The sequence below is a fragment of the Paenibacillus silvestris genome, assembly GCF_009882985.1.
Lineage (GTDB): Bacteria > Bacillota > Bacilli > Paenibacillales > NBRC-103111 > Paenibacillus_E > Paenibacillus_E silvestris.
In genome coordinates, this window is the sequence record NZ_WTUZ01000018.1 from 44,175 (window position 1) to 60,170 (window position 15,996).

The following is a 15,996-nucleotide window of genomic DNA, read 5'->3' on the forward strand; positions in this document are numbered from 1 at the left end:
TCCTCGTTTAACATAACTTACTTCCACATTTGGTTACGCTTTATTCTTATGAGCAAGCACGAAATCCAATATTTCTTTCAATCGCTCAAAGGACTGCTTGTAATACAAATATCCGATTAAGCACTCAAACGCGGTACTGTGCCGGTATTCTAGCACATCCGCGTTCTTGGCTGTCGTTCCTGATTTGGCATTACGTCCACGCTTTACCATGTCAATCTCTTCTTCCGTCAGCATCGGCATCAGCGCATCCAAAAGCTTGGATTGCGCCTTCGCCGATACATAGCCGGTGGATGCTTTGTGCAAATGATTGGGTCGATGATTTCCGCCAGAAATCACATATTGCCGAATGTAGACCTCATAAACGGCATCGCCAATATAAGCGAGTACAAGCGGATTCAGCAAATGAGGGCTCTTGGAAGGCGGAAAAACGAACAGATTTGCAGCATCTGTAAAAGTTTCACTCATTTGCGGCGCCAACGAATTCCCTGTGGTGTATCCTCAAGGAATATCCCTTTCTCTGTGAGCAGATCACGGATTTCATCCGCACGTGCCCAGTTCTTCGACTTCCTTGCTTCCGTCCGGTCGACAATCAGCTGTTCAATTTCTTCGTCCAACAATTCGTCGGCTTGTTTCGACAAAATTCCCAATGTTTGATCAAATGCTTGCAACTGATCTAGGAACATATGCAAAGCGGCAGCATTCACCCGCTCCTGCTGCAAGTACAGGTTCGCTTCTGCAACGAGATCGAACACAGCCGTGATCGCATCTGGGGTATTAAAGTCGTCGTTCATCTTCTCGACGAACTGACTGGCAGTCGCCGCTATACGCTCCGTAAGAGCAGCCTCAATTTCGCCTGTTCCTGAAGCTGTAACCAGACGGTGCTTCAGGTTGTCATGTGCATTTTGTATGCGTTCCAAAGCATTAGCCGCTTGCTTAAGGCTCTCATCGCTGAAGTTCAGCGGATTGCGATAGTGAGCGGACAACATGAAGAAACGGAAAACTTCCGGTTTGATTTGCTTGACAAGATCGCGGATGAGAATACCATTACCCAGCGATTTGGACATTTTTTCATTATCAATGTTAAGGAAGGCATTGTGCAACCAGTAATTGGCCATTGGATGGCCAGTCACTGCTTCGGTTTGCGCAATCTCGCACTCATGATGCGGGAACGTCAAATCTTGCCCGCCGCCGTGAATATCAATCGTTTCACCCAGGTATTTGCGCACCATCGCGGAGCACTCGATATGCCAGCCTGGACGGCCTTGGCCCCAAGGACTATCCCAATAAATCTCGCCTGGTTTCGCCGCTTTCCAAAGAACAAAGTCCTGCGGATTCTCTTTGCGATCATCCACTTCAATGCGGATTCCGTATTGGAGTTCTTCCAGATTTTGATGGGAAAGCTTGCCGTATTCAGCGAATTTGGTTGTTCGGTAATAGACGTCGCCGCGTGCTTCATAAGCGAAGTCTTTGTCAACTAAAGCAGCGATGAAATCGATGATTTCCTGAATATTTTCCGTCACGCGTGGATTCATAGTCGCATCGTGCACACCCAGTGTTTGGATATCTTCCAAGAAGGCGGCAATAAAAGTTTCTGCCAGCTCCGGAACGGTTACAGCCATTTCCTCGGCTTTACGAATCATTTTATCATCCACATCGGTAAAGTTTGTAATATAAGTGACTTCATAGTTCTGAGACTCCAAAAAGCGTCGTACGACATCAAAGAAAATGACCGGTCTGCCATTACCAATATGGATATAGTTATATACGGTTGGGCCGCACACATACATCTTCACTTTACCCGGTTCAAGGGGTACAAATTCTTCCTTCTTGCGTGTTAGCGTATTATACATTCTGAGCGTCATGTTCTCTCGCTCCTCCATTCTTAACCCGTTCTAGTTCTAACTGTCTTCGTAACTCATTAATTTGCTGCTGCATTTCCTGGAATATATCAACAATGGGATCCGGTAAATTGCCGTGGTCCAACCGATTCACACGCACACCATCCCGCTTCACAAGCTTAGCCGGCATAGTTACAACGGTGCTGTTCGAAGGAACCTCGTGAATGACCACCGCATTGGAGCCAATCCGTGAATTCTCGCCAACTAGGAAGGAGCCCAAAATCTTGGCACCTGATCCAATAACTACATTATTACCAATAGTTGGATGTCTCTTACCTTTTTCTTTCCCTGTCCCGCCCAGAGTTACCCCTTGATACAAAATAACATCGTCGCCAATTTCGCAGGTTTCCCCGATGACGACACCCATCCCATGGTCAATAAACAATCTTTTGCCGATCGTGGCACCTGGATGAATCTCGATGCCTGTCATGAAACGGCTCCACTGGGAAACAACACGGGCAACAGTGAACATCTTCCTTTTATAAAACCAATGACCAATTCGATGTGCCCATATCGCGTGAAGGCCAGAGTACGTAAACACAACTTCAAACCAGCTGCGCGCAGCAGGGTCGTTGTCGAATACGGCTGAAATATCAGATCTGATCGTTTGCCACATGCTCTCACCTTCTTTTGTAGGAAATCATATGCCTGCGTATAATAAAAAGCCCCCGCAGCCATATGGCTGCAGAGGCGTGATTAATCGCGGTTCCACTCTGCTTGGTGACTCGGAAGTCTCCCAACTCAAAACCCGTAACGTGGGCACTTCGGCTGCGCCTACCCTACTCTGAATCCGAGTATTCGGCGCGGCAGCTCCCAGGTGCATTTCCGGTTAAAGGGAATGGATAACTCACAGCCAAAGCCTGACGGCTCCGATTATCCTCTCTGATAAATCCCTAAATAAACGTACTCTCCTGATCATTGCAATCCTTATTGAACTAAGTATAGCGAAAAGAACTCGGTATTACAATAAGTTCTGCAGTCGTGCAGCGACTTTTTCTTTTCCAAGTAGGTAAAGCGACACATTTAGGTCAGGTCCATGCACTTGCCCTGTCAATGCAGAACGAATCGACATAAACAATTGCTTCCCTTTATAACCTGTATCCTTCTGAACTTGTTTCAACAAAGCAGGGATAGCCTCAACGGTGAAAGACTCTGCTTGCTCAACTTGCCCCAAGAAGCTGGTCAATACGACGGGCACATGCTCTTCTTTCAAAATAGCTGCTGCTTCCTCGTCGATAACAAGCTCTTCCTTGAAGAAGATGCTGGACAATTCGACAATTTCCGCCGCGAAGCGCATTCTCTCTTGGTTAAGGCCTATAAGAGCGGTCACCCACGCCTGACCCGCTTCATCCAACTGAGGCTCGATGTATCCAGCCTTTTGGAGATGCGGCACACAAAGGTCGACAACGCGCGAAAGCGGGGCTTTTTTCAAATAGGCGTTGTTCATCCAGTTTAATTTATCCATATCAAACACAGCTGGACTCTTCGATACACGATCGAGGTCAAACTGGGCAATCAATTCTTCCTTCGTAAACATCTCTTCTTCGCCGCCAGGAGACCATCCAAGTAGAGCAATGAAATTCACAACAGCTTCCGGTAAATAACCTAACTCCCGGTACTGCTCGATGAACTGGATAATAGACTCATCCCGCTTACTCATTTTCTTCCGGTCCTGATTAAGAATAAGCGCCAGGTGCGCGAATTCGGGAACAGGCATACCGAGAGCTTCGTACATCAGAATTTGTCTAGGCGTGTTGGACAGATGCTCTTCTCCGCGAATAACCAAATTGATTTTCATCATGTGGTCATCGACGATAACAGCAAAGTTATACGTAGGAATCCCGTCAGGGCGCGCGATAATAAAGTCACCGATTCCATTAGATTCGAACTCAACGTGCTCGCGAACCTTATCTTCGAAGCCAATGATCCGGTCTGCCGGCACAAGGAAGCGAGTTGAAGGCTTACGGCCCTCCGCTTCAAAAGCGGCAATTTGCTCAGGCGTCAAGTGACGGCACTTCCCGGAGTAACCGCCCATCTCACCGCGTGCTTCCTGCTCTGCCCGCTCCTGCTCTAAATCTGCTTCCGAACAGTAGCAAGGATAGGCATGACCGCTCTGAAGAAGCTGATTGAGGTGAGTCTGATAAATATCGAGTCTCTCCATCTGACGATAAGGACCGTACGGACCTCCGATATCTACGCTCTCATCCCACTCTAATCCCAGCCATCTTAGGCCATTCAATTGATCCTCGATGCCGGACTCTTTATGACGGGTTTGATCCGTATCTTCAAATCGCACAACGAATGCTCCGCCATGGCGACGCGCCAATAAATAATCAAAAAGTGCTGTACGAGCTCCGCCTATATGTAAATGTCCCGTTGGACTTGGTGCATAGCGCACGCGTAAAGGTTGGTTCATGACTGTACCCTCTCTCCCCAATAATACCTGCTATTCTAGCACATCTCGAATTAAACAAACAACCGATTGCGCCGCAATTCCTTCGCCTCGGCCTGTGAAACCTAGCTGCTCGGTCGTTGTAGCTTTCACATTGACTTGATCTGGCTTCGCTTCTAAGGCATCGGCAATAATTTCAACCATCTGCGGGATGTACGGCGCCATCTTAGGCTTCTGGGCAATAATCGTGGAATCGGTATTCCCCAGACGATATCCCTTATCTTTGGCAAGCTGCCATACGTGTTTCAACAGCACCAAGCTGTCCGCATCCTTGAATTCCGCAGCTGTATCCGGGAAGTGCTTCCCGATATCTCCTAGGCCCAGAGCACCCAGAATCGCATCGCTAACTGCATGCAGGAGCACATCCGCATCGGAGTGGCCGAGCAGCCCCTTTTCATAAGGAATCGTCACGCCTCCAATAATGCACTTGCGGCCTTCAACCAACTGATGAACATCAAATCCTTGTCCTACGCGAATCATTGTTGTTCCTCTCCCCTTACGTTCTGTAGTATCCATTCTGCCCATGGCAAATCTTCCGGTGTTGTTATCTTAATATTATAATAGTCCCCTTCAACAACGTGCACCGTTGTTCCTATACGCTCCACCAGCATAGCGTCATCTGTCCCCATAAAATCATCCTGAAGGGCACGCTGATGCGCCTCCCGTAATAGAGAAAGCCGAAAAGCTTGCGGGGTTTGGATGGCCCACAAGCTTCGTCTATCTGGTGTAGATTGTATTCGCTTTGCGGAATCTACGACCTTGATCGTATCTTTCACGGGGACCGCCAGAACGGCCGCGTCCTGCTCTTTTGCCTTAGACAGGCAATCGAACACATGTTCCCTACTGACGAAAGGACGAACACCGTCATGGACAAGCACCCAATCGGTATCCTGTTCTAGGGCTTCAAGACCCCGTCTGACGGAATCCTGACGCTCCGCCCCGCCTGCCAGCACATGAGTGACCTTGGAAAGCGCAAAGCTCTGTACATAGCCTGTACAACGCTCTACGTCATTTCCGCCAACAACTAGAATGATTTCATTCACTTCATGTATGTTTTGAAATAATTGCAACGTATGTACCAGAATTGGCTTCTGTCCCAGTTGTAAATATTGTTTACTTTCCGCCGTTCCCATGCGCGAGCCCTTGCCCGCTGCCACGATGATAACCCCTAGCTTCCCCATAAGCCTAAGTCCTCCAACTCAACTGAGCGCTTTCTATTCGAAAGCTTTCTGCGTAAGCATAGACCCAAGGCAAGTGCTATGTTACATCTCCCTATCATACTGGTTTTATTGCGCTTTTTCCAATAATTTTGGTTTCGCGAAAATCATCCGGCCCGCCGAAGTTTGCAGCACACTCGTTACCATCACTTCCAGCGTCATTCCAATGAATTCACGTCCACCTTCCACCACAATCATCGTGCCATCGTCAAGATAAGCGACACCTTGTCCATGTTCTTTGCCATCTTTAATGACCTGAACAATAATTTCTTCACCCGGCAGAACAACAGGCTTCACGGCATTCGCCAAATCATTAATGTTAAGCACCGAAACACCTTGCAGTTCACAGACTTTATTCAGGTTAAAATCGTTCGTAATCACTTTTCCTTGCAGCACCTTCGCCAAACGAACCAATTTGCTGTCTACTTCGGATATCTCTTCGAAATCGCCTTCATAAATCAGCACTTTCACTTCGAGTTCCTTTTGGATTTTGTTCAAAATATCAAGTCCGCGCCGACCGCGGTTCCGCTTGAGCAGATCCGATGAGTCCGCAATATGCTGCAGCTCCTCCAGGACAAACTCCGGTATAACGAGCGTGCCTTCGATAAACCCTGTTTTGCAAATATCCGCAATGCGCCCGTCAATAATAACACTGGTATCGAGAATCTTATGTTCCTCGTAGGGACGGTGTGTCTGCTTCTCTGGAGCGACGACCCGACTCATCGCAATAATCTGAACGAGCTCTTCCCGCTTGCTGTAACCAATGCGAAACCCCATAACGGCTAGAACCCCTGAGACGATGAAGGGTAAAATAGGGCTGGCCCACTTCACCTGATCAAGCACAGGGAACACCAGTACGGATACTAGCAATCCAATTACTAGTCCTAATGTACCTGAGAGCAGATCGGACACAGGAATGTCCGCAACATTTCTTTCCCCTTTGACAAGCAGCTTCATCCCCTTGCCTGCAACCCATGCTGAAAGAATGAACATAACTAGCGCGCATAAACTATTGATGGCTATTGCTTTTCCTGAATCATTCATAAAACCTGTTGTACTAAGAATGGCTTCACTCCATCCAAAACCTAAACTACCACCCATGATGGCCAAAATGAACTGTACCCATTTCCTCATCATAGATTCACCCCCTGCATCAACATATTAATATAGCTTCATTACAATTATGTTCCAATTTATCCATCGTTAATCACTTCTTCAGATGTAAAATTGAAATATTAAGGGGCTTCCATTATAATGAAATTGGAAGTTACCAACACACCCGAGGTGGATGGAATGAGCTCCTTGACTTTAAAGCAGTTTCAAGATCAAGTATCCGAATTGTTGCTCCGTCACCGAAGTCTGCTTGACGTCTTATCCAAATTTCAACAGTCTGGTGCAGCTGCTAACCGTTCCGTGGTGAAATCTATTACGGAATGTGGATGTATTCAGGTCAATGCAGCTAAGCAAGAGTACCATCCAGAGATGACTTTGAATGAGGCTAAGGATGTGCTGGGCACTCATGTATCCGGTCACCTGTGTGAACAATGCATCGAGGTTGTTAGCAGTGAACTGGGCAGGAATTTGTTCTACATGTCCGCGCTAAGCAACATTCTTGATGTTAACCTGGAGCAAGTCGTTGAGAATGAATCCAAGAAATGTACAACACTAGGACTCTTCAACATGTCATGAACATGAAGATGAACAAACAAAAAAGCATTTATTTTCTCTGAGATGATCAGAAGAAAATAAATGCTTTTTATTTTAGAAAATTGTTCGTTAAACGTCGGACTTAACGGAATTCGAATCGTCTACACCGCGTCTTTTGTTCTTTCTGCGGAGACGGATGAAGAATCCATCAACGTTTTTTTTTAAGCCATAAAGCGCGTACAATAGAAGAGGTACGAAGATCATTTTGGAAATGGACTCAGGCCATTTAATTGCAATCAAAACAGCTACAGCAACGATAACGGGTGTAATCCAGATTGCTGCTTTAGGAATACCCGCTTTCTTGAAGTTCGGGTACTTCACTGTACTTACCATCAAGTAAGACAACATAATTGTACTTACTAGAAGTACATAGACGTTAATTTCGTTTACAAACAACGCTAATGTACAAAGCACGCCACCTGCAGCTGGAATCGGCAAGCCGATGAAATAGCCAGGTGTACCAGCAACAACATTGAAGCGAGCTAAACGAAGTGCACCACAAATGGGGAAGATCGCCGTGACGATCCAAGCAAATGCCGGACTGATCACACTCGGATCATTAAAAGCTACTACATACATGATAAAAGCAGGTGCCACACCGAAAGAAATAACGTCGGACAGCGAGTCTAGCTCTTTACCAAATTCACTCTGTGCATTCAGTGCCCTTGCTACACGGCCGTCAAGACCATCAAGCAGCATGGCAACAATGACAAGTACAGCTGCGATACCATGCTCACCACTGAAAGCGAGAATGATCGACAGAACACCTAGGAATAAGTTCCCTACTGTAAAAAGACTGGGAATTGATTTCGTTAACATATTTTTTTGTCCACCTCTGGATTTACTATGCCCTAAACTTGACTTTATAAAACCTCAACAATAGATACTTTATGATTGTATCCACTTTAAATATGTCTGTCAATGAACACTTGTTCTTGAATTCTTTTGAGGCCCTCTTTAATCGCGCGCGCCCTCACTTCTCCGATTCCGTCAACTTCATCCAATTCTTCAATGGTTGCCATCATCATGTGCGGCAAGTAGCCAAATTTCTCTACAAGATTCGCAATAATGATCGAGGGAAGCCGCGGTATTTTCCCAAGAACCCTGAATCCTCGCGGGGAAACTGGTTCTTCAACAATTGAATTTGTGTGCGGATAGCCGAGTAATCGAATGATTTGGTGCGGTTCAAGCAATTCGTCCGAAGATAAGCGCTTCAAGCCAGCTTGCATTTCTTTGACTCGGTCTTCGGATAATTCCCTTACATAATCTTTTACGAGCAAACGCGCTTCAAGTTCCGCATTGCCAACAAGTTCTTCCAACTGCATGCTAATTAAACGACCCTCGTTCCCCAACTCGTTAATATAACGGTTGATTTCGGCCTTGATGCGCAGCACCATTTCGAAACGAGCAATGACATTAGTGACATCGTGCAGCGTAACTAGCTCCTCAAACTCCGATGCACTCAGGTTCGTAAGCGACTGATCCAAAACAACTTTGTACCGTTCCAACGTTTGGATGGCTTGATTAGCTTTCGTTAAGATAACGCCTATATCTTTGAGCGCATAGCGCAAGTTGCCTTGATAAAGGGTGATGACGTTGCGTCGCTGTGAAATCGAAACAACCAGCTTATTCGTTTGTTTCGCAACACGTTCCGCTGTCCGATGACGGATTCCTGTTTCCGACGAAGAAATCGAAGAATCCGGGATTAATTGCGTATTTGCATAGAGAATACGTTTGATATCTTCGCTGAGGATGATCGCTCCATCCATTTTGGCCAGCTCATATAAATAATTGGGTGAAAAATCACAATCGATAGAAAAACCGCCGTCGACGATTTCCCTTACTTCCGTGCTATATCCAACAACAATAAGTCCGCCTGTTTTGGCGCGTAACACATTCTCCAAACCGTCACGGAACGGTGTGCCAGGGGCTACCATTTGCAGCAATTGGCTCATGACGTCTCGCTTTATCTCATCTTTACTCATATTGTCCTCCTGAAGGCTTGCAGGTTGAATGATTCAAGAGTTACTCCAGTGCCGCTTTCAATGCTTCCGACACCGTGTTCACCCCAATAATCTCCATACCGGGCGGATGCGTCCACCCCTTCAAACTTTTCTCTGGCATAATAACTCTGCGGAAACCTAACTTCTCCGCTTCCTTCACCCGTTGATCAATCCGAGACACACCGCGGACTTCTCCTGTCAACCCAATCTCCCCGAACACGACGTCAAAAGGTCTCGTTGCGTGATCCCGGAAGCTGGATGCGATACTAATCGCAATGGCTAAATCTACAGCAGGCTCATCAAGCTTGATACCGCCAGCCACGTTCAAGTAGGCATCTTGATTCTGAAGGAACATCCCCATCCGTTTCTCTAGAACGGCAATGATCAAAGAAAGTCGGTTATGATCGACACCAGTCGCCATTCTTCTGGGAGACGGGAAATTCGTCGAAGAAACCAACGCCTGAATTTCTACCAGAACCGGCCGCGTTCCTTCCATACTCGCAACCACGGTAGAACCAGCAACACCGAGCGGCCTTTCGGACAGGAACAGTTCGGAAGGGTTGCTTACTTCGACAAGTCCTGCTTCTTGCATCTCAAAAATGCCGATTTCATTCGTAGACCCGAATCGATTCTTGACTGCGCGGAGCACGCGGTAGGAATGATGCCGCTCTCCTTCAAAGTAAAGGACACAATCGACCATGTGTTCCAGCATCCTAGGTCCCGCAATTGCGCCTTCCTTCGTCACGTGGCCGACAAGGACCGTTGCAATACCTTTCCCCTTAGCTATTCTCATAAAGTGACCCGTGCATTCCCGAACTTGCGAAACGGTTCCTGGGGCCGATGTAATGGTAGGATGGTAGACGGTCTGAATGGAGTCAATCACCAAGAAATCCGGTTCAATTTCTTGAATGGCTTCCTCAATGAGCTCCAAGTTCGTTTCACAAAGAACATAGAGCAGCGGAGATGATGCGTTCAGTCGGTCCGCACGAAGTTTCGTCTGCTTAATAGACTCTTCCCCCGATATATAGAGCACCTTCTGCTGTGCTTGCGTCAGCTCGTAAGAAGTTTGGAGCAGTAATGTTGATTTCCCGATTCCCGGATCCCCACCTACGAGAATCAAAGATCCAGGCACAATACCTCCGCCTAAGACGCGATTCAGTTCTTTATTGCTGGTCACAACCCTAGGCTCTGGGCTACTTTCTATATGTATGATGGGGGTCGGTTTTTCTTTCGTGCGAGGGGCAGAAGAATTCATACCCTTTGTACGTACAACCGTTTCGACTTCTTCCACCATCGTGTTCCAAGATTGACAACCTGGGCACTTGCCCATCCATTTTGGCGATTCATAACCGCATTCTTGACAGCAAAATTTTGTTTTCTGTTTACTCATGACGTAAGTGACTCCTTAGATGTTTCAATTCAATATTTGGCTATCCTTACCAATAAAGTTTACCATTTTTACGAAGCCCATGAAAGGTCATATGAAAATAAAAAGCATTTTACTACACCCAGAACCGGATGCAGCAAAATGCTTCTTTGCTTGCTTTATTTAGCGGCTACGCCTTCGCCCTTCAGGACAACCAGCTCGCCCTCATTCTCATCAATCGTTAAGGAGTCGCCCTTAGCAATATTGCCTCTGAGAAGTTCCTCAGATAGACGATCCTCAATATGCTTCTGGATCGCTCTGCGAAGTGGTCTTGCACCGTAAGTTGGGTCGTATCCTTCTTTGGCTAAGAATGCCTTAGCTTTGTCTGTCAGCAAGAAATCAACTTCTTGTTCTTTCAGACGTTTGCGAAGATCATCCGCCATCAAAGTGACGATTTCAGCGATATGCTTCTCATCCAAGGAGTGGAAGACGATGATTTCGTCGATCCGGTTAAGGAACTCAGGACGGAAACTTTTCTTGAGCTCGCCCATCACTTTATCTTTCATGTTGGTATAATCTCTACCCGCATCGAGAGCAGCTGTGAAGCCAAGTGAGGAGTTTTTCTTAATCATATCCGCGCCTACATTGGAAGTCATAATGATTAGTGTGTTGCGGAAATCGACCGTACGTCCTTTGGAATCTGTCAATCGACCGTCTTCCAACACTTGCAGCAGAATATTAAATACTTCTGGATGTGCTTTCTCGATCTCATCGAGCAATACAACCGAGTATGGTTTACGACGAACTTTCTCTGTCAGTTGTCCGCCTTCTTCATAGCCCACATACCCTGGAGGCGCTCCAACCAGACGAGAAGTCGAATGCTTCTCCATGTATTCAGACATGTCGATCCGGACTACTGCGTTATCGTCACCGAATAGAGATTCAGCTAATGCGCGCGCTAACTCGGTTTTACCTACACCAGTAGGTCCCAAGAAGATGAAGGAGCCCATTGGACGCTTCGGATCTTTCAGGCCTGCTCTAGCACGGCGAATCGCGCGGCTGACGGCTTTAACTGCTTCTTCTTGTCCGATGACACGTTCATGAAGAATATCTTCCATTTTGAGCAGACGATCTGTTTCTTCTTCCGCCAACTTGCTAACAGGAATTCCTGTCCAACTTGCTACGATTTGAGCGATATCATCTGGTGTTACTTCTGTATCCAAACGACCTTGTTTTTCTTTCCACTCGTTCTTGGTCGTATCCAGTTCTTCGCGAAGCTTCTGTTCAGTGTCGCGAAGTCCAGCCGCTTTCTCGAACTCCTGGCTTTGAACCGCGGCATCCTTCTCCTTACGGATATCCTCCAGCTTATTCTCAAGCTGTTTCAATGAAGGCGGTATTGTGTAAGAACGCAGTCTTACTTTGGAACTGGCCTCATCAATCAAGTCAATTGCTTTATCTGGTAAGAAACGGTCCGTAATGTAACGATCTGACAGTTTAACGGCCTCTTGAATAGCAGCATCCGTAATTTTCACACGGTGATGAGCTTCATAGCGGTCGCGCAGTCCGTATAGAATTTGGATAGCTTCCTCAGGGGATGGCTGATCCACCGTAATGGGTTGGAAACGGCGCTCAAGCGCAGCATCCTTTTCGATGTATTTGCGATATTCATCAAGCGTCGTAGCACCAATACACTGCAACTCGCCTCTAGCTAAGGCCGGCTTCAAGATGTTGGAGGCATCAATCGCACCCTCAGCACCACCAGCGCCGATCAAAGTATGAAGCTCGTCAATGAAGAGCACGATGTTACCAGCTTGACGAATTTCGTCCATGATTTTTTTGAGACGATCCTCAAACTCACCGCGATATTTGGTACCTGCTACCACAGACCCCATATCGAGCGTCATAACCCTTTTGTCTTTCAACGTTTCCGGAATTTCATTGTTAATGATTTTCTGAGCGAGGCCTTCGGCAATTGCCGTTTTACCAACCCCTGGCTCACCAATCAACACCGGATTGTTTTTCGTTCTGCGGCTTAACACTTGAATCACACGCTCGATCTCTTTGCTACGGCCGATTACGGGATCTAGATGACCCTCTTTGGCATAGGCAGTCAGATCTCTCGCTAATCCATCTAGCGTAGGTGTGTTAACATTCTGAGTGTTGCCGTGGCTTGGAGACACGGTCTCGCTGCTGCCTAACAATTGAAGAACTTGCTGGCGAGCTTTGTTCAAAGAAACACCAAGATTGTTAAGGACTCTCGCGGCAACGCCTTCACCTTCACGAATTAGTCCGAGTAAAATATGTTCAGTCCCCACATACGTGTGACCTAATTTTCTTGCCTCATCCATGGACAACTCAATAACCTTTTTAGCTCTAGGTGTATACGCAATGTTGGTAGGCTGCTCTTGTCCTCTGCCGATTAGGGATTCGACTTCATCTTGAATTTTTTCAAGACCTAAGCCCAGAGCAACAAGCGCTTTAGCGGCGATGCCTTCCCCTTCACGAATAAGACCCAGCAAAATGTGCTCAGTACCAATATTGTTATGCCCTAAGCGAACTGCTTCCTCTTGAGCCAAAGAAAGCACCTTTTGCGCACGTTCTGTAAATCTGCCAAACATCATAGAGAACACCTCCAAAAGTAGTATATCTATGGAAAACCTAAAGGATGAATCTTATCTGACTATACCCTGCCGAATTTCTCTCGAATCAGCTCAGCCCGTCGCATATCACGCTCATCGGCGCTCAGCTTCTCGCCAGCATATTGCTGAAGAAAGCCAGGCTGCGTCATGACCAGCAGTTCATTCAAAACATGAGAAGAAACATTATTGATAATCCCCAGGTCTATGCCTAATCGCACATCCGACAGGCGCTGCGCAGCCTCCTTAGAGTCCATAATTCCTGCGTAAGACAGAATACCAAGTGAGCGATTCACGCGATCAATGATACGCATTCTAGACTCTTGCATCAGCTTATGCCTTGCAGCACGCTCATGCTCAATAATTTGTCTTGCAACGCTGTGTAAATTATCAATAATCTCGTCTTCGGATTGTCCTAGCGTAATCTGATTCGAAATTTGGAACAGATTACCTAATGCTTCGCTGCCTTCCCCATATAATCCTCTAACCGTCAATCCAACTTGTGTAACAGCGGATAAAATCCGATTGATTTGTTGGCTGAGAACCAAAGCGGGTAAGTGCATCATCACCGAAGCGCGAATGCCGGTTCCGACGTTCGTAGGGCAGCTTGTTAGGTAGCCCCTCTTTTCATCATAGCCGTAATCCAGCTGGGTTTCAAAAATATCATCAATTTGGTTCGCCAAGTCCCAAACTTCTTTGATTTGGAAGCCTGGGCATAAGCATTGTATGCGAAGATGATCCTCTTCATTGATCATAATGCTGATGGATTCATTTTCGCTTAAAATAACGGCACCATTTCTGGATTCGTTAGCTAAGTTAGGACTAATCAAATGCTTCTCAACAAGAACCATTCGCTCAAGCTCGTTAAGGTCAGATAGCGGAATAAGCGAAAAGTTACTGATCGTCTCCAGCTCATCATTCTCCAGCACGCCGGATAACTGATCGAGTACTTCTTGTGATTGTTGATTGGTAGCTAGCATTGGGTAAGGGTAGTCTCTAAGGTTGCGCGCAATGCGGATTCGACTGCTGATGACAATATCCGATTCCGGCCCCTCTCCCTTCATCCATTCGCTCAATGCATCTCCTGTAAACCGCTGTAGTGTCACTGGATTCACACCTTCCTTACAAAATCACAATCCGGCAATTTTCTTCTCTATCTCGCGAATTTGGTCCCTAATCTTCGCCGCTTGTTCGAATTCTTCTGCTTCAATGCAGGTCATCATATCTTTCTTAAGCGTATGGATTTCCCGCTTACATTGGATAATGCCACCGCTTCGTTTGGGAACTTTCCCCACATGTACGGTGTTCCCGTGCACTCTTTTGAACAGAGGATCTAACTTTTCTGAAAAGCTTTGATAACAGGACCCGCATCCAAAACGGCCTAGTTTGCTAAACTGCGAATATGTTAACCCACAGTTCTCACAACGAATCGCTTGGGACTTCGCGGCGGATAGAGAGGAAGGTTCGAAATCAAGTAATCCTGATAAAAGATTATGAATCGAAAAACCGCCAGATGTTCCAGGAATCATTTCACCCTTCTCGCGGGCGCAATTCTCACAAATGTGGAACTCGTTCTTGTCTCCATTCACAATCTTGGTAAAATGAAGAGTCGCCGGTCGTTTTCCGCATTCCTGACAAATCATTTCATATGCCTCCTCATCTGCTAAGCAAGGATATCAGCATCGCTTTAAGGATCTTAGCTCGAATTTCATCGCGCAGCGGGAGCTTGAAGGTCAACACATCTCTGGATATCGCTGCCCGAATCAAATTGGCTTCTCGTGTCGAAATATAGTGGCCTTCCAGCAGCTGGTAAATGAGTCCTTCAGAAGCGACTTGATCTATGTGTGTATGAATCGTTCGAAAAATATGATCCAATATCGATCCATGGCTCTTAAGCTCAATCTTCTGGATACGAATGTACCCGCCACCGCCACGCTTACTCTCCACGAGGTAACCCTTTTCCAGCGTAAACCTTGTACTAATCACATAATTGATTTGGGAAGGCACACACTGGAATTGATCCGCCAGATCGTTTCGTTGAATCTCGATGGCTCCTTCAGAGCTTTGTAGAAGGACGTGCTTTAAATACTGCTCAATAATTTCTGATACGTTACGCATCAATTCATCCTCCCAGACTGCTAGAAGTAAATTGACTTTGATTGACTTTGACTTTCTTTGACCTTAACTAGATTATAATCATTTCCTTTCTTTTTGACAAGTGCTGCCGCTAAACATTGCCGTATATAAGAAAACTGAGCATTTCACAGCTTACTCTCAGTATTTACAAAAATACCCCTGCTTAACGTAAGGGGCTGTTCCTTTTTTTGGTGCGCTGATGCTGCGGCGTGAAGCTTCGTTCTCTCCGAGATATATTAACTGCAAAAAGTGCAGGTAATTGTTGTTCCCACCGTCTGTGTAACTAGTTTAGATGTAAAAGGTACAGCAAATTTCTAACAAGGCGGACGATTTCGGTGTTTTCGCTTAATTTTCATGTAGGAAATACAGGTAATCCTTCAATTTGGGGGATGTGCTGCAATTTTACTGTACTTTTTACAGTTGCGCATTGTGAGAGGCGGGTGACGAGGAATATACAAAAAAACCTTACGAGGATTTCTCCTTGTAAGGTTCTTCATAGTGCTTGGCAACGTTCTACTCTCCCAGAACCCTGCGGTTCAAGTACCATCGACGCTGGAGGGCTTAACGGTCGTGTTCGAGAT

Annotated in this window: 15 protein-coding genes and 1 rRNA gene; 1 reads left to right on the forward strand and 15 read right to left on the reverse strand. The window is 46.3% G+C overall.

All coding sequences use genetic code 11. The annotated features are described in order from the left end of the window. Positions 1-33 precede the first annotated feature (33 nt). From GQF01_RS14925 to GQF01_RS14955, 7 genes are all read right to left on the reverse strand, one after another. Positions 34-465, reverse strand: a complete 432-nt coding sequence (locus GQF01_RS14925; RefSeq protein ID WP_161407574.1) for a Mini-ribonuclease 3 — start codon at positions 463-465, stop codon at positions 34-36. Next, positions 462-1,862 carry a cysteine--tRNA ligase gene (gene cysS, locus GQF01_RS14930; protein WP_161407575.1) on the reverse strand — a complete coding sequence of 467 codons (1,401 nt, stop codon included), beginning with the start codon at positions 1,860-1,862 and terminating at the stop codon, positions 462-464. The genes GQF01_RS14925 and cysS overlap by 4 nt, the downstream gene beginning before the upstream one ends. Beyond that, a complete protein-coding gene (gene cysE / locus GQF01_RS14935) occupies positions 1,843-2,514 on the reverse strand; it encodes a serine O-acetyltransferase (RefSeq protein WP_161407576.1) in 672 nt (223 codons plus the stop codon). The genes cysS and cysE overlap by 20 nt, the downstream gene beginning before the upstream one ends. Positions 2,515-2,859: 345 nt before the next feature. Then, complete coding sequence (gene gltX / locus GQF01_RS14940) at positions 2,860-4,314, reverse strand: glutamate--tRNA ligase (RefSeq protein WP_161407577.1); 1,455 nt, start codon at positions 4,312-4,314, stop codon at positions 2,860-2,862. Between the two features lie 30 nt (positions 4,315-4,344). Then, positions 4,345-4,830, reverse strand: coding sequence for a 2-C-methyl-D-erythritol 2,4-cyclodiphosphate synthase (ispF, locus tag GQF01_RS14945; RefSeq protein WP_161407578.1), 486 nt, complete (start codon positions 4,828-4,830; stop codon positions 4,345-4,347). After that, positions 4,827-5,531 (reverse strand): 2-C-methyl-D-erythritol 4-phosphate cytidylyltransferase, encoded by a 705-nt coding sequence (ispD, locus tag GQF01_RS14950; protein WP_161407579.1) that lies wholly within the window; start codon positions 5,529-5,531, stop codon positions 4,827-4,829. The genes ispF and ispD overlap by 4 nt, the downstream gene beginning before the upstream one ends. 105 nt (positions 5,532-5,636) lie before the next feature. Next, positions 5,637-6,704 (reverse strand): PIN/TRAM domain-containing protein, encoded by a 1,068-nt coding sequence (locus tag GQF01_RS14955; protein ID WP_145669448.1) that lies wholly within the window; start codon positions 6,702-6,704, stop codon positions 5,637-5,639. Positions 6,705-6,860: 156 nt separating this feature from the next. Between GQF01_RS14955 and GQF01_RS14960 the strand changes: the two genes are divergently transcribed. After that, entirely contained in the window at positions 6,861-7,256 is a 396-nt protein-coding gene (locus GQF01_RS14960; protein WP_127457569.1) for a DUF1573 domain-containing protein, read from the forward strand. A gap of 87 nt (positions 7,257-7,343) precedes the next feature. Here the strand turns inward: GQF01_RS14960 and pssA are convergent, their stop codons facing one another. The 8 genes from pssA to rrf all read right to left on the reverse strand — a co-directional run. After that, positions 7,344-8,093, reverse strand: a complete 750-nt coding sequence (gene pssA / locus GQF01_RS14965) for a CDP-diacylglycerol--serine O-phosphatidyltransferase (RefSeq protein WP_161407580.1) — start codon at positions 8,091-8,093, stop codon at positions 7,344-7,346. 86 nt (positions 8,094-8,179) lie between these two features. Then, positions 8,180-9,259 carry a DNA integrity scanning diadenylate cyclase DisA gene (disA, locus tag GQF01_RS14970; RefSeq protein WP_161407581.1) on the reverse strand — a complete coding sequence of 360 codons (1,080 nt, stop codon included), beginning with the start codon at positions 9,257-9,259 and terminating at the stop codon, positions 8,180-8,182. A gap of 40 nt (positions 9,260-9,299) precedes the next feature. Then, on the reverse strand, positions 9,300-10,667 hold the full coding sequence (gene radA / locus GQF01_RS14975) for a DNA repair protein RadA (RefSeq protein WP_161407582.1): 1,368 nt from the start codon (positions 10,665-10,667) through the stop codon (positions 9,300-9,302). Positions 10,668-10,822: 155 nt separating this feature from the next. Next, the gene (clpC, locus tag GQF01_RS14980) at positions 10,823-13,264 is read right to left on the reverse strand and encodes an ATP-dependent protease ATP-binding subunit ClpC (protein ID WP_161407583.1); all 2,442 of its coding nucleotides are present in this window, start codon (positions 13,262-13,264) and stop codon (positions 10,823-10,825) included. Positions 13,265-13,323: 59 nt separating this feature from the next. Further along, positions 13,324-14,343: a protein arginine kinase gene (locus GQF01_RS14985; RefSeq protein ID WP_202556386.1), complete on the reverse strand. Its 1,020-nt coding sequence runs from the start codon at positions 14,341-14,343 to the stop codon at positions 13,324-13,326. A gap of 66 nt (positions 14,344-14,409) precedes the next feature. After that, positions 14,410-14,922 carry a UvrB/UvrC motif-containing protein gene (locus GQF01_RS14990; RefSeq protein WP_161407584.1) on the reverse strand — a complete coding sequence of 171 codons (513 nt, stop codon included), beginning with the start codon at positions 14,920-14,922 and terminating at the stop codon, positions 14,410-14,412. A gap of 13 nt (positions 14,923-14,935) precedes the next feature. Further along, positions 14,936-15,397 carry a CtsR family transcriptional regulator gene (locus tag GQF01_RS14995; protein ID WP_161407585.1) on the reverse strand — a complete coding sequence of 154 codons (462 nt, stop codon included), beginning with the start codon at positions 15,395-15,397 and terminating at the stop codon, positions 14,936-14,938. A gap of 518 nt (positions 15,398-15,915) precedes the next feature. Next, positions 15,916-15,996, reverse strand: a 5S ribosomal RNA gene (rrf, locus tag GQF01_RS37150); the annotation flags it as partial.

Excerpts from the sequence above, each read along its gene's own strand:
- cysE (WP_161407576.1), bottom strand. The coding sequence starts at position 2,514 with ATGTGGCAAACGATCAGATCTGATATTTCAGCCGTATTCGACAACGAC.
- pssA (WP_161407580.1), bottom strand. The coding sequence starts at position 8,093 with ATGTTAACGAAATCAATTCCCAGTCTTTTTACAGTAGGGAACTTATTC.
- cysS (WP_161407575.1), bottom strand. The coding sequence starts at position 1,862 with ATGACGCTCAGAATGTATAATACGCTAACACGCAAGAAGGAAGAATTT.
- GQF01_RS14995 (WP_161407585.1), bottom strand. The coding sequence starts at position 15,397 with ATGCGTAACGTATCAGAAATTATTGAGCAGTATTTAAAGCACGTCCTT.
- GQF01_RS14990 (WP_161407584.1), bottom strand. The coding sequence starts at position 14,922 with ATGATTTGTCAGGAATGCGGAAAACGACCGGCGACTCTTCATTTTACC.
- GQF01_RS14925 (WP_161407574.1), bottom strand. The coding sequence starts at position 465 with ATGAGTGAAACTTTTACAGATGCTGCAAATCTGTTCGTTTTTCCGCCT.
- radA (WP_161407582.1), bottom strand. The coding sequence starts at position 10,667 with ATGAGTAAACAGAAAACAAAATTTTGCTGTCAAGAATGCGGTTATGAA.
- GQF01_RS14985 (WP_202556386.1), bottom strand. The coding sequence starts at position 14,343 with ATGAAGGGAGAGGGGCCGGAATCGGATATTGTCATCAGCAGTCGAATC.
- GQF01_RS14960 (WP_127457569.1), top strand. The coding sequence starts at position 6,861 with ATGAGCTCCTTGACTTTAAAGCAGTTTCAAGATCAAGTATCCGAATTG.
- gltX (WP_161407577.1), bottom strand. The coding sequence starts at position 4,314 with ATGAACCAACCTTTACGCGTGCGCTATGCACCAAGTCCAACGGGACAT.
- GQF01_RS14955 (WP_145669448.1), bottom strand. The coding sequence starts at position 6,704 with ATGATGAGGAAATGGGTACAGTTCATTTTGGCCATCATGGGTGGTAGT.
- clpC (WP_161407583.1), bottom strand. The coding sequence starts at position 13,264 with ATGATGTTTGGCAGATTTACAGAACGTGCGCAAAAGGTGCTTTCTTTG.
- ispF (WP_161407578.1), bottom strand. The coding sequence starts at position 4,830 with ATGATTCGCGTAGGACAAGGATTTGATGTTCATCAGTTGGTTGAAGGC.
- ispD (WP_161407579.1), bottom strand. The coding sequence starts at position 5,531 with ATGGGGAAGCTAGGGGTTATCATCGTGGCAGCGGGCAAGGGCTCGCGC.
- disA (WP_161407581.1), bottom strand. The coding sequence starts at position 9,259 with ATGAGTAAAGATGAGATAAAGCGAGACGTCATGAGCCAATTGCTGCAA.